The organism is Nostoc sp. PCC 9305, assembly GCF_963920915.1.
GTDB lineage: Bacteria > Cyanobacteriota > Cyanobacteriia > Cyanobacteriales > Nostocaceae > Nostoc.
This window is the reverse complement of sequence record NZ_CAWUDN010000159.1, coordinates 1-13,072: the sequence shown is the minus strand read 5'-3', so window position 1 is coordinate 13,072 and position 13,072 is coordinate 1. Positions and strand designations below refer to the sequence as shown.

The window sequence follows — 13,072 nt, the reverse complement described above, 5'->3', positions numbered from 1 at the left end:
TCTAATTTTAAGTATTTTGTCTGTTTGTTAAGAAAGATGCGGGTAATGGATAGCCCTGTATGGGAGAGTTTTAGAACAGAAAGCCAATCACACTTTATTTTCCCAAATAAGCTTCTAGAACTTTGGGATTAGTTTGAATTTCTGCTGGTGTACCGTCAGCTAAATTCTGTCCTTCGGCAAGTACCCAAACACGATCGCACAAGGACATAACTACATCCATATTGTGTTCGATAATCAAAAAGGTCATGCCATCTTGGCGGTTCCAAGTGATAATGCGATCGCAAATATCATCAATCAATTTCGGATTCACCCCAGCAGCCGGTTCATCCAACAAAATTAACTTGGGGTTAGTCATCAGCGCCCGTCCCATTTCTAACAGCTTGCGTTGTCCACCAGACAAGCAACCAGCGTAATCGTGTGCTTTTTTTGCCAAGCCCACTGATTCTAATAAGTACATTGCTCGCTCTTGCAGTTGCTTTTCTTCCTTAGCAACAATGTGCGGTTGCAACTGCACCTGCCAAAAATTTTCACCCGTTTGTTTTTGCGCCGCCAACAGCATATTTTCTAACACCGATAACCGCGAGAGAGTTCGTGCAACCTGAAAAGTGCGGATTACTCCCTGCTGGGCGATTTGATATGGTTGTAAATTATGAATCGGCTCGCCGTCAAAAATTACTCGTCCTTTATCAGGGCGGATGAAGTTTGAGAGTAAGTTAAATAAAGTAGTTTTACCAGCACCATTGGGGCCAATCAAGCCCGTAATGCTGCCTTTAGCAACTTCGATTTTCGCTTCATTAACTGCTTTGACACCACCAAAGCTTTTAGAAAGTCCAGTGGCTGCCAAAAGGGGAAGTGGGGATGAATAGTTATTTACCAAGGGTGAGTTCCTCTTTTTTCCCTAAGATACCTTGAGGACGCCAAATCATCAGTACCATCAAAATTAATCCGATTACCATGATGCGAAATGCGCCCAAACGTGCTTCATCAAGGGAAACGATTCTGGGTAAGACTTCTCGCGTCAGCGCATCGTAAGCAAAGAAAATTACCGCACCTACGATTGTGCCAACATTATTCCCAGAACCGCCTAAAATCACCATAATCCAAGTGTCAAAGGTGATCTGCGGTTGAAAATTATCGGGGTAAATGGCGCTGAGTTGCCAAGCGAAGAAAGCACCAGCGATACCCGCGATCGCACCCCCTAACATGAGAGATTGTAATTTATACCAAAAGACATTTTTTCCCAGTGCCTTGGGAATTTCTTCATCTTCGCGGATAGCTTTGAGAATTCTACCCCAGGGCGATCGCACCAAAATTTCTAAGCGCCAGTATACAAATGCTAAAACCAGCAGCAACACCAGCATTAAACCCGCTTTTGGGTTGTAGTTATACAGTCCAATAACCCCAGAAATATAAATCGCTGCTGCCAAAAGTGCTAACACAATTCCCACACCCAAGCGCGATGCAAATTCTTGCTTGCTAGTCGTCCTTTTGCCTAAATCAGTAGTCCGAGATATTTGAGTGGTGCGAATCCATTGCCACAACGTAAAGAAAGTTACAGCAGCCAGCAGCGTTAAAAGGCCAATCATTATTAATCTGACAAACAAACTTGGTTCTGTGGATAGGGGTATGGGATAACTTTGTACGCCAAACGCCCCAGAAATCCAAGTGTCACCCACAGGTAATTCCTGATTATTCACCACCAAACGAATTAATTCGCCCGTACCAATGGTGACAATTCCTAGATAATCTTCCCGTAAGCGGAGAGTTACAAAACCAATTATCAAACCCAATAAGGCTGCGACAATTGCCCCAGCCAGTGCCGATACAAGTAGGGGTACACCCTTTAAGCTTAACAATACCGTTGTATATGCTCCCAGGGTCATGAAAGCAATATGACCAAAGTTAATTAAGCCCGTAAAGCCCCACTGTAAATTCAGTCCTAGTGCGAATAGAGCAAAAAGCGCCGTAGAAATTGCTAAGAAAATGAGATAGTCAACCATATTAAATTATTTGGGAATTGGGCAAAACAGTTCCGAGTGCTGAGTGAGGAGTGCTGAGTGCTTAGTGAGGAGTGCTGAGTGAAGAGTTAGGAGTTACGAATTCTCCCCCTGCTCCCCTGCTCCCCTGCCCCCCTGCCCCTCTGCCCTCTTCCCTGGGCGAATAAATTTTAGCGTAGCTTGAGCGTAGCTAATTTTATGGGAATACTATTTATTGTTGGTGTTTGGTGGTAGGGAATAATTGACGTATGAATTTGCTGCGACTTAGAATGCATCACTTAATCGAGCAGTTAGGCGATGACGATTTGCAAGACATTTGGAATGTTCTTGAAGCTTTACATTATGACTTTTATATGCTCAAAGCGATACAAAAAGTCAAGCGATCGCAGCAACCGTGGGATATCTTAACCCATGAAGAAGCGGTAAGACTGTTGATGTTTTTCTGATTCAGCAGCGCTTTTGAGCTAGTGCCAGTGGCCCCTCAAGTTTTGGTGAAGGTAACGCCCAGTGAGTCTGGAAATGCGCTATGCCAGGTCTTTTTTGCTAGACCTGAAGAATTTAGAACCTGCCGCCTACGAGCGGGTGCATGATTTTGTTTTTATTGAGTTAGCCCAAAAGTGGCAACTGACTGATTTAAAAGAACTGCGACAGCTTGATAGTGAAGGCATTTTTCACCGCTTCACCCTAGACAATTATCTGATTGGTATAGAAATTAGGGGTGAAATTGTGAAATTTCTGCGTGTCATCCCTATGCCAGATGTTTAAAGTCAAGAGTCAAGGGAACACTTAAAACTGTAAACTGTATAAGGCTAGGCAGGGATCGCTATAACCTTACATTAAACTGGTTTTGAAAAACACTTTATTTGAGATTTCCCTATGGATGCTAGGGCACTTTGGCAACGATACCAAAACTGGTTATATTTCCACGAGGGATTGGGACTGTACTTAGACATAAGTCGGATGCGGTTCGATGATGGCTTCGTGGATTCGTTGCGGCCGAAGTTTGACAAGGCGTTTGCGGATATGGCTCAACTAGAGAAGGGTGCGATCGCAAATCCCGACGAGAACCGCATGGTTGGACACTACTGGCTGCGAAATCCTGATTTAGCGCCAGCTCCAGAACTTACACAAGAAATAGTCCAAACCTTAGAACTAATCGAAGCCTTTGCGGAAAAAGTCCAAACAGGTGCTATTCATCCTCCCAGAGCAAGCCGCTTCACGGATATTATCTCCATTGGTATTGGTGGTTCCGCTCTCGGCCCCCAATTCGTCGCGGAAGCTCTCGCTCCTGATTTCCCGCCGCTGAAACTTCACTTTATCGATAACAACGATCCCGCAGGTATCGATCGCGTTATCAATCATCTCCGAAATAGCCTCGCCAGCACTTTGGTTTTGGTGATCTCCAAATCTGGGGGAACGCCGGAACCCCGCAACGGCATGATTGAAGTTAAAAAAGCATACGCCGGACACAATTTGGAATTTGCTCAATATGCGGTAGCAATTACCAGCGTTGATAGCAACCTCGATAAGCTGGCCAAAGATGAAGGCTGGCTGGCCAGATTTCCGATGTATGACTGGGTAGGAGGACGCACCTCAGAAATGTCTGCTGTGGGGCTAGTACCAGCGGCACTACAGGGCATTGATGTTCGCGCTATGTTAGATGGCGCAAAAGAGATGGACGACGCTACCCGCGTCCCAGATGTGAAAAATAACCCAGCAGCCTTGCTTGCTTTATCTTGGTACTTTGCAGGTAACGGAAAGGGCGAAAAAGATATGGTTGTTCTACCTTACAAGGACAGCTTATTTTTATTCAGTCGCTATTTGCAACAGCTGGTGATGGAATCCTTGGGTAAAGAAAAAGACTTAGAGGGCAACGTTGTCCATCAAGGCATCGCCGTTTATGGCAACAAAGGCTCAACAGATCAACACGCTTATGTCCAGCAGTTACGCGAGGGTGTAGCGAATTTCTTTGCTACCTTCATCGAAGTGTTGGAAGATCGTCAAGGCCCATCCACTGAAATAGATCCAGGAGTTACATCAGGCGATTATCTTTCCGGTTTTCTCCAAGGAACCCGACAAGCGCTTTATGAAAATCACCGCGATTCAATTACAGTCACGATTCCCCAAGTTAATCCCCGAACTGTAGGGGCATTAATTGCTTTGTACGAACGTGCTGTTGGTTTATATGCTAGTTTGGTCAACGTCAACGCCTACCATCAACCAGGAGTAGAAGCTGGCAAAAAAGCTGCTGCCTCCATTCTGGATTTGCAAACACGAGTGGTAGCAGTGCTACAAAAAGAAAAAACTCCCCTTTCTCTTGACGAACTCGCCGAGAAGGCAGGCGCATCAGACCAAGTTGAGGCAATTTACAAGATTTTGCGTCACATCCATGCCAATCAGCGGGGTGTAGTTTTACAAGGCGATCTTCAGAAACCCGGTAGTTTGACCGTTTCTGCTAGCTGATAGCTCTAATCTAAATCTCAGATTTTGTCCATAATTGTTGTCTCAACAACAACTTTTTATTGTGAAGCATCCTAAATAGAAGATATATCTTCTGTCTAGGATGCTTCACTGTATAATTCGTAATTCGTAATTCGTAATTCGTAATTCGTAATTAAGTTTTATTACTCAATACCGTTTCGTCTAAGTATTGCTTTCTTCTCTTTCTTTGCCTAATTACGAAGTATTTTAATTATGAATTGCCATCAGGCGTTGATTAAAGTAACTCTTGGGTAAAAAACAGCGATCGGGTAAAAAAGGATTGTTGAGATTTTGACATAAGAAAGTGCTGGGTTTATCCCGATGACAAAATGGTGGCACAATTCCCCAGTGTTCTGCTAGCCAAATCCAGTATCCTGTTTCAATTCTGCCGTAGCTTGATACCGTGAGAATCTCTCCAACGCTGTTGTTAATAGATACTAAATCTGACGATGATTTGATGTCAATTAATAGCCAAGCTAACTCATCTACAGAAAAGTAATAGCCATTTTCGGCGGCGATGTCGATGAACTGCTGTGGCTCTTTAGCTATTAGTAATTCTTCTTTGAGAGATGGCGTTTTTTGTGCAAAATCAAAAAGATCCCAAATCTGTCTTCTAGTAACTAGAAACCAGGCGAGTTCTTCTGCGGTCAAATTATAACCGTTTTCTCTTGCTAACTTGAGAAACGGCTCAAGGCTATCAGTTTCTGCTAGTTGACTTTTTAACTGGAAAGTTTGCTCTACTAATGACAAGAAATCAATAATCTTTTGCCATGTCACTTTGTCAAAGTTTTTGTTAACTTTTATTTTTTCTTTCCAATAAATGTATTTATCTTCTTTAAGAAAGAAATTCCAAATTTGATAATACATGGGTCATCTTGCCTAAGTTTTAAACTTGGTAGAGGTTTGTGATTAATGAACACCAGTGTAGTAAGTATAATGTGTTTCTTCGACAGTACTAAATTTTTGTATGATGTAAATCAAGTTACACAGTGGCTAAGTGTAAATTTTCTGTAAAGTTTATTACTATGAATAATATATACTGAGGAAAAGATGAAAGATTGAGATAGTTGCAGTGGTCTACGCTTACGCTCATTATTGATTCTCATAAAATAAAATTAAGTCAATAGATAGTATTAATTATTCATGAATAAATCAACTGCACAAAACCTGCAATTCAGTTATTTTTAAACGAACCGCCAAGATGCAGAGAACGCAGAGAAAAGAAAAGAGATATATTTTGCTACATTTAGCTAATAGGTAAATTGCGGAGAAAGTAAAAGCGATGCCTACGGCTGGCTACGCCTACGCTATTCAAATTATTTGATTTTAAATATTGTTACAATAAGGTTAAAACTGTCAATAAACAGGAATATAAATCATGAATATCCAAATTAAACCTGAACTTGAGCAAATCATCCAAGCACAAATTGCTACAGGTAGATATGCAAATCCCGAAGAAGTTATTAGTAAAGCATTGAAGTTGCTATTAGAGTGGGAAAAAGGTTATCAGCAGTGGGTTGAAGAAACACGCGAAAAAGTTGAGGTTGCTATCGATCAACTGGATAGAGGGGAAGGTATTGATGGAGTAATTGTAGTTGAACAATTGCGAGAAAAACTGCATAAAGCGAGAGAATTACAAGGATGAAGCAACATATTATCTCTCCAAAAGCCAGTCAAGATTTATCAGAAATTATTGATTATTTTGTCAGGATAAATATTGATGCTGGAGAGAATTTTATTAATAACTTTGACAAAAAGTGTAAATATTTAGCGAATTTTCCCAATATGGGACGTAGCTACGGAAATATTAAATCTGATTTGCGCGGCGTTCTTTTGGATAATTATATTATTCTTTATCGACTTATAAATAGTGGAATTGAAATTGTCCGTGTAGTTAGTGGTTATCAAAAGTTGGAATCTTGATTTGCAGAATCAGATGAGTAAGTTGATATTTGAGTTTCCAATCACTACCTTTAATTCTCCCTAAATAGCCTGTTAAGAGTGAGGAAAGTTCAATTTTAATCTAGTTTCACTAAATACCAATTATTGCTGCAACAATGCGCTTATCAAGTGGTTTAACTTTGGGAACTTTAAATACTTCGTTGAGCTTTTCTGTAGGAATCGGATTTTGGATTAAATCGTCGCGGATGTCTTGGAGGCGTAGAGGTTCAAAGCGTCTGTGTTCCTTCAAACGAGAAAACCACTGAGGACGAATAAGATCAATCCACCACTCAGCCAAAAGGCTTAAATCTATACGCTGTTGCTCTAATTCTACTTCCTCGTGTAAAGAAAGCATGAAATTACACAATCTATCTCGGGCATCGTCTTTTTCCTTGACAGCTTTATCCTTGTATTTTGTAAGTACCAATTTCATTTCATCAAGTGCTCGCTGCTTTTTTTTAGGAAGCAACATTTTTTCAGTCTTTATAAGTTTTTTTAGGAATTTTTCAAGGTATATAGTAGCTGTTTCTCGATTAGGGTATTCGCTAACAATAAAAAGATTTTTTCGGAGCTTTTTACTGATTTCCTCCAAATCAGTTATTGGCGGATCTAGCTCATCAAGATAAACCCAACGTGGTGCGCCCCATTCAGTTCCAGCAATAGCAAAGAAAGCCCAAGAAGGCTCCTCTGGGTGTGCATCAACAAAACTCAAACATGAATTTCCTCGTGCTTTACTGGTGCGATTTTGGTTGTATACTTCCCTTGAAACAAGCGATCGCTTGTTCTCTATTAGCGATCCCTCGCCCTCTACTAGCGATCGCACTGGGTCAAAAACATCCCCCAGTTCCCATGTTTTCTCTTCAAGCTTAACTAGATCGTCCTCCGATGTCACAACATCATCTGATGAGTCTGTATCTTTTTCTGGAGAGAAGTCTTCAGGCAATGGTAGGTTTGACCCGAACAAATCCGAAACCAAGTTATGACGAGCGAAAAACTTGCTCTCAGAAGATCGAAGGGCAAACTCATTGCTATCTTTGGGCCATAACGCCTCAATGGTAGAATGTGGGCTGTCCATGCGATCAATCCGACCTATCCTTTGCTCTGCTAAACGCATTACACTAGGCATGGTTAATTGAACAACTGCTGAAGCTTGTTGGAGGTTAACCCCTTCAGACATTGCATCTGAACACAGGGCAATTATGCCTGATTTCTCTGATCCAAGTTGAAACATCTGATTGATGTGTTCACGCTCTTTTTTATCGGCTCCAGTGGCGATAATTACCTCACCATGTTTATGTTGGTCAAGGTGACGCTTGATATCATGAAGACTAATTAGACGGCTGTCAAAGGCTATCACCAGTTTGTGTTTATCTAGTAATTCGATAAGTTGGCTAGTCTTTGTTTCCTGCCGTGAGTCAGAAATATCTTTGCACAAATTAGCAATATTTTCGTAAATAACGATTTCCTCATGACAAGCTTGTTCGTGTTTGCTTGAATCGCTTAACCAATCTGGTAGCTCGATTTGCAAGTTATTTTTTGGTGTTTTTCCAGCTACTTCCTGCAACTTTTTGATAGAGTTACCCGTTTTTTCTGCTTTGATCTTGCCTGAAAGCTGAAAGTATTCTTGAGCGCAATCAGTTCCATTGATGTGTTCAAGCAGTGCTGCTCGTGAAGAACGCAAACCAGCCATAACCTGATAAGCAGCTAGTACCTTGGCTCTCTTCAATTGCCACTCTATAAACTTTTCTTCAGTCGTGCCTTGGTTACGAAGGTATTCTGGCAGTTGGGGGATTTCCTTAAGATACATCAAACCTAGTAATGTTTGAGTTACCTCACGAATCTGTTGAGCTTTGGCGCGATCGCTGTCAGTTTCACCACAAATGTAACTTTTAGGTTGGTGTTTAGGGTAGCGACACTGTTTGCCAAATCGATCTTTATAGCATTCTGGTTCTTCATCGATCATGCGATTGAGTATTGTCTTGGTGCGTCTAACAGTAAATTGCTGAATCGCCCCTCTTAGTCTCTCCCGAACCTGTGGTGACATCCTTTCCTTTAACTTGCCACGGTTGTTCCATATAGGTTTAAGCTGTTCCAATAATTGATCGTCAAAATTGTCAGCCCCCAACAATTCGATGATTCCTAGCAAATCCTGTGAGCCTTTGTTGATAGGCGTAGCGGTAAACAGCAATACATAGTCGGCAATGTTGCGAAAGATTTTCTTGGTTCTATTAGATCCCCGATTTAGAAAGTTATGTGCTTCATCAACAGCTAACACTTGGGCACGATTGATAGCACGAATATCGATATCTTCGTTAGGAGTTGAATGACTCAGCATACCGTGAGAAACTGTTTTGACACTATGACCGCAATCAGTAAACTCCTTTTCCCAAGCATTTTTCACCCCAGGAGGACAAATCAACACTGGTATATCGTGACGCATTCGCCCAGTCTTCCAAATTTGGTTCATCAGACATTTAATTAGGTGAGAACCCATGTGAGTTTTACCCGAACCTGTTGCGTCAGCTATGAGTACGCTGCCAACATTCTCAATAACCCAGATTGCTTGAGCAATTCCCTTTTCCTGAGATGGCCAGAGTTGAAGTTCATCACCAAGATAGCTAGTAGTTTTATATTTTTTTGCCCACTCTCCTTCTAACAATTCTGCACAGGCTCTCGCTAGAGCTTCCTCCCAGTAAACTTGGCGAAGAAGCTGTTCTAGTAGCTGAATCAGTTCATCATTGTAGTCCTTTCCCAGTTCCCAAATTCTCTCTGCCAACAAGCAAGCTTCATCAAATCGTTCAGTTTCTTTTTGTTTTTTAAATCTTACATTACCTTCTATTTGATATGTCAGACCTGAACTACTAAAATTACTAGAACCAATAGTAATGGAATTGTCTCCTTTGTAAATCTTGGCGTGAATGGGCTTTTTGTTAGCAATCCTGGCATGAACTTTGCTATTTTTGAGTAACTCGATAGCAGCAATAACCTTCGCACACTTAAGAATCGATATACCCCGTTCTCGCCAGAATTGCACAATTTCCTCAGAGAACTTGTTGTTAGATGAGCTAAACTCTTGTTTTTCTGTAGGATAAGGTTCATTTCCCAATAAAATACGGATTATATTAAAAGCCTCTGAATTTCTCTGTAACCTCTGATAATTGTCTGAGAGAAAGTCGATAATTTTTTCTAGTGAAGCGTAGCCAGTAATAATTAGTGGATTTTTTGATTGATTTAAATCCTCCTCTATAACTACTTTTACCTTAGAATCTATTTTTCTCTTAGAGTCTGTGTAGTTATAGGGAAATCGCTCGTGAGGAGGCCAACTATCTGCGTGTTCGCTCATTTGTTTTACAGATTCTATATTTTAAGCATATAAAATATCAATAGTAGGTCATATGTAGTATCATTTACCAGCCAAAATTTTCTATTATAGCTCAATATTTATCCACACAGATTGAGGTAAAATCCAATTCTGCTGGTAGTTTTGCATTTTCAACTCGTAATTTAGCTTGGGAAAAGGTTACTGAGTTTGGGTTAAAGGTTTTTTATTTACCTAATACAAGCTGTCAAATACTAAAGAGTGCTTGTTCCCTAACTCACAATATATTTCCTTGGGATGAATACGATTTCTCTCAAAGGCGGGATGGAATACTTGAGAAAATCCACGAATATGAAAGAGAAACGCTGTAGCTGTGCAGTTGTAAATTGAGTGGTATATGTTTTTTCAATTCCCAGCGAAATAACAGGAATTCCAACTTTGTTTTTGCAACAGCAAGGCTTTTAGAAAATACAGGTGAGAACAAAATCCAATGAACACAATATATAAAGAACGTAAAATAGTTTCGCGTCTATTTGCAGTACTGCTTTCGGCATTGCTAATGGTTCCATTGCTGAGTAGCTGCGGAGGCGGTTCCCAAAGGGCTAATGTTCCACCACCAGTAGATGACACCATTGGTAGAACAGTGAGCGATCACACAAACCAAACCGAAGTGAAGAAAGGATTGGGTACAGGGCAAAAAGTGGCACTTTTGGCGGGAGCTGCGGCACTTTACTATATGTACAACCAACATAAAAATGCTCCCCAAGAAGGAGCGCAAGGTAAGTACTATCTATCCAAGAATGGGCGTGTATACTACCGTGATGCTGAAAATCGCGCTCACTGGGTAACACCACCAGCAGAAGGAATTAGAGTACCAGAATCTGAAGCACAAAAGTATCGGGAATTCCAAGGCTATAACCGCAGCGCCACAGGTCGCGATCTCACTGGTCTAACTTCATCCGCAGCTCCGGCACTTTAGATCAGCGAAGCGTGTGTAAATAAGAAAGCGGGTTTCCCGGAGGATAACGCCGATCGCGCACGTCGGAAACACGAACTTAAATCAGGAGACAGATTATGGTAGATGAATTTTTCCGAAAGGCGAAGGAGTTGCTTTTGGGATCGAACAAGGATCAAGCCGATCGAGATGATGAATTCCGCGATCGCAATGTACGTCCAGCCAGCGAAGATCCCTACGGCGATCCCGCAGACCCGGCATCTTACAGCAATGTTCGCCCAGCTAGTGAAGACCCCTACGGCGACCCGGCAGATATCTCGTCTTACGGCAATGTTCGCCCAGCTAGCGAAGACCCTTACGGCGACCCCGCAGACACAGGGGAGTTTGGTGACGTTCGCCCAGCCAGCGAAGATCCCTACGGCGACCCCGCAGATCAGGATTCCCGCCGTTAACGCCAAACCAATCTGGTGATATTGGTTTTCATAAGGTGATGAATTTTGGAATAACAAATAAAGCAGTGGGATTAGAACTTACTGCTTTTTCTTTTGACTAATATTTATACAAATTACGAACTTGTACTGAGCGTAGCCGAAGTATTACGAATTACGAATTATTTCTTGCGATCGCTCAATATTTTGACGCACAGATCGAGCCGAAGTATGCAAGCCCTCTCTTTCTTTATCAGTCAGCGTCAATTCCAAAATACTCTCAATTCCACCGCATCCCAACCGACAGGGAACACCAATTACAACATCATCTAAACCGTATTCACCTTGCAGATACGTCGCCACAGGCAACAACCGCGACTGATTTAATAAAATCGATTCTACCATCACACTAGTAGCCGATGCCGGAGCAAAAAAAGCACCACCCGTCTGCATCAATTCCACAATTTCTGCACCACCGTTACGAGTTCTTTCTACCAAACGTTCAATCGTGGCTGCATCCAGCAATTCAGTGATGGGAATGCCGTTAACGGTAGCATAACGAGACAAGGGAACCATTAAATCGCCGTGGCTACCCAAAACCATCGCTTTGACATCGGCGGGTAAAACGCCCAATTCTAGGGCAATGAAGGTTTCAAAACGGGCAGAATCTAACACACCAGCCATACCCATAATGCGATCGCGTGGTAAACCTGTTGCTTGCCAAGCTAAATAAGTCATCACATCTAACGGATTGGTGACAACAATAAAAATAGCATTGGGAGAATGAGCGATCGCATTTTTTGCCGCTTCCACCACAATTTTGGCATTGGTTTTCAGCAAATCATCCCGACTCATCCCTGGTTTGCGGGGAAGTCCGGCGGTAATCACCACAATTTGAGAACCAGATGTATCAGCATAATTATTTGTGCCGATAATCTGGCGATTATGTATTTCAATTCCCCTGGCTTCCATCAAATCCAGCGCCAAACCTTGAGGCATTCCCGCAATAATATCTAGTAAAACGACATCTGCCAGATTTTTCTCTGCAACGCGTTGAGCTAAAGTACTGCCAACCCTACCCGCACCCACGATGGTGACACGGGGTAAATTACAGACAATTGAGGAGTTAGGGGAAAAAGACATAATTATTAAAGTGCGATTTTTATCAATAAGAATTCAGGCGTTGCTGAATTAAAGTATGAATCTGGATGTAGAGACGTAGCACTGCTACGTCTCTACAAGGATTTTGGTATTACAGCGCTTCTGGCAGCTATGAGATACATCCTCAAAACTGAAAGGATAAGAAAGGGCAAGAAGAAAAACTGTACTGTATTGCATAATAGCTGTCAGTGCTTTAACCCAAGTTTTTCTAGTCCTCTTCTAGAGGACTTGCACCATTAGACAGGGAATTCTATTCCCTGGCGGTCTGTATTGCATAATAGCTGTCAGTGCTGTATGCAAAATCATTTTCATACATGGAATCAGCAACGCCAGAATCCAAGAGTCAGGATGACTTCTGACTCTTGGATTCTGACTTCTGAATTCTTTTTACTTATTTAAACTCTTCAAGTTGATCCACACGTAACCAAATATTAGGTGTTGGCACTTTCCCAAACTTAATCAGGGCGTAATCACCTTTGATATCGACAATTTCGCCCTTAGTTTCAAACAAATAAGGAGGAAAGCGAGTATCACTGGCTTTAGCCTCCAGACTGTTTTCTAGTTTCTCGCGCACAGCGCGAACCATATCTCCTTTTTTGACTGCCATGAGTTCCTCTCTCAAATTTGTAACGTCTTTCACCTGCATTTTAAAAGAGTTCCGAGTTAGAAGTGAAAACTCTTAATACTGTACAGAAGCGATTGGTCGCGTGTACAGAAGCGATTGGTCGCGTCTGTACTCCTAACTCCTAACTCCTAACTCCTAACTCCTAACTCCTAACTCCTAACTCCT

General features: G+C 41.8%; 13 protein-coding genes. 7 read left to right on the top strand and 6 right to left on the bottom strand.

The annotated features are described in order from the left end of the window. Positions 1-94 precede the first annotated feature (94 nt). Together ACM0OX_RS33185 and ACM0OX_RS33180 are read right to left on the bottom strand one after the other, a co-directional pair. Positions 95-877 (bottom strand): ABC transporter ATP-binding protein, encoded by a 783-nt coding sequence (locus ACM0OX_RS33185; protein WP_414519190.1) that lies wholly within the window; start codon positions 875-877, stop codon positions 95-97. After that, a complete protein-coding gene (locus ACM0OX_RS33180; protein ID WP_414519189.1) occupies positions 867-2,000 on the bottom strand; it encodes a branched-chain amino acid ABC transporter permease in 1,134 nt (377 codons plus the stop codon). Before ACM0OX_RS33180 ends, ACM0OX_RS33185 begins: the two co-directional genes overlap by 11 nt. Positions 2,001-2,245: 245 nt before the next feature. Here ACM0OX_RS33180 and ACM0OX_RS33175 point away from each other — a divergent pair, with 245 nt between their 5' ends. The 3 genes from ACM0OX_RS33175 (at position 2,246) to ACM0OX_RS33165 (ending at position 4,460) form a co-directional block, all read left to right on the top strand. Beyond that, on the top strand, positions 2,246-2,443 hold the full coding sequence (locus ACM0OX_RS33175) for a hypothetical protein (RefSeq protein WP_104907481.1): 198 nt from the start codon (positions 2,246-2,248) through the stop codon (positions 2,441-2,443). Between the two features lie 61 nt (positions 2,444-2,504). Further along, positions 2,505-2,762, top strand: a complete 258-nt coding sequence (locus ACM0OX_RS33170) for a cytotoxic translational repressor of toxin-antitoxin stability system (RefSeq protein WP_099102182.1) — start codon at positions 2,505-2,507, stop codon at positions 2,760-2,762. A 111-nt stretch (positions 2,763-2,873) separates the two neighbouring features. Next, entirely contained in the window at positions 2,874-4,460 is a 1,587-nt protein-coding gene (locus tag ACM0OX_RS33165; protein ID WP_414519188.1) for a glucose-6-phosphate isomerase, read from the top strand. A gap of 225 nt (positions 4,461-4,685) precedes the next feature. On the opposite strand, the gene ACM0OX_RS33160 is transcribed toward ACM0OX_RS33165, so the two are convergent. After that, complete coding sequence (locus tag ACM0OX_RS33160; RefSeq protein WP_414519187.1) at positions 4,686-5,345, bottom strand: Nif11-like leader peptide family natural product precursor; 660 nt, start codon at positions 5,343-5,345, stop codon at positions 4,686-4,688. A gap of 511 nt (positions 5,346-5,856) precedes the next feature. On the opposite strand from ACM0OX_RS33160, the gene ACM0OX_RS33155 reads away from it, so the two are divergent. Beyond that, positions 5,857-6,123, top strand: a complete 267-nt coding sequence (locus tag ACM0OX_RS33155) for a ribbon-helix-helix domain-containing protein (RefSeq protein ID WP_414519186.1) — start codon at positions 5,857-5,859, stop codon at positions 6,121-6,123. Continuing rightward, positions 6,120-6,401 carry a type II toxin-antitoxin system RelE/ParE family toxin gene (locus ACM0OX_RS33150; protein ID WP_414519185.1) on the top strand — a complete coding sequence of 94 codons (282 nt, stop codon included), beginning with the start codon at positions 6,120-6,122 and terminating at the stop codon, positions 6,399-6,401. The genes ACM0OX_RS33155 and ACM0OX_RS33150 overlap by 4 nt, the downstream gene beginning before the upstream one ends. 109 nt (positions 6,402-6,510) lie before the next feature. Here ACM0OX_RS33150 and ACM0OX_RS33145 read toward each other — a convergent pair whose 3' ends face one another. After that, positions 6,511-9,762, bottom strand: a complete 3,252-nt coding sequence (locus ACM0OX_RS33145) for an SNF2-related protein (protein WP_414519184.1) — start codon at positions 9,760-9,762, stop codon at positions 6,511-6,513. A 466-nt stretch (positions 9,763-10,228) separates the two neighbouring features. On the opposite strand from ACM0OX_RS33145, the gene ACM0OX_RS33140 reads away from it, so the two are divergent. Continuing rightward, complete coding sequence (locus ACM0OX_RS33140; RefSeq protein ID WP_414519183.1) at positions 10,229-10,717, top strand: hypothetical protein; 489 nt, start codon at positions 10,229-10,231, stop codon at positions 10,715-10,717. Between the two features lie 95 nt (positions 10,718-10,812). Then, positions 10,813-11,145 carry a translation initiation factor gene (locus tag ACM0OX_RS33135; protein ID WP_414519182.1) on the top strand — a complete coding sequence of 111 codons (333 nt, stop codon included), beginning with the start codon at positions 10,813-10,815 and terminating at the stop codon, positions 11,143-11,145. A 144-nt stretch (positions 11,146-11,289) separates the two neighbouring features. Here the strand turns inward: ACM0OX_RS33135 and mdh are convergent, their stop codons facing one another. Both mdh and ACM0OX_RS33125 read right to left on the bottom strand, forming a co-directional pair. Beyond that, a complete protein-coding gene (mdh, locus tag ACM0OX_RS33130; protein WP_414519181.1) occupies positions 11,290-12,264 on the bottom strand; it encodes a malate dehydrogenase in 975 nt (324 codons plus the stop codon). Positions 12,265-12,673: 409 nt separating this feature from the next. Then, a complete protein-coding gene (locus ACM0OX_RS33125; protein ID WP_289795289.1) occupies positions 12,674-12,889 on the bottom strand; it encodes an NAD(P)H-quinone oxidoreductase subunit O in 216 nt (71 codons plus the stop codon). Positions 12,890-13,072: the final 183 nt, after the last annotated feature.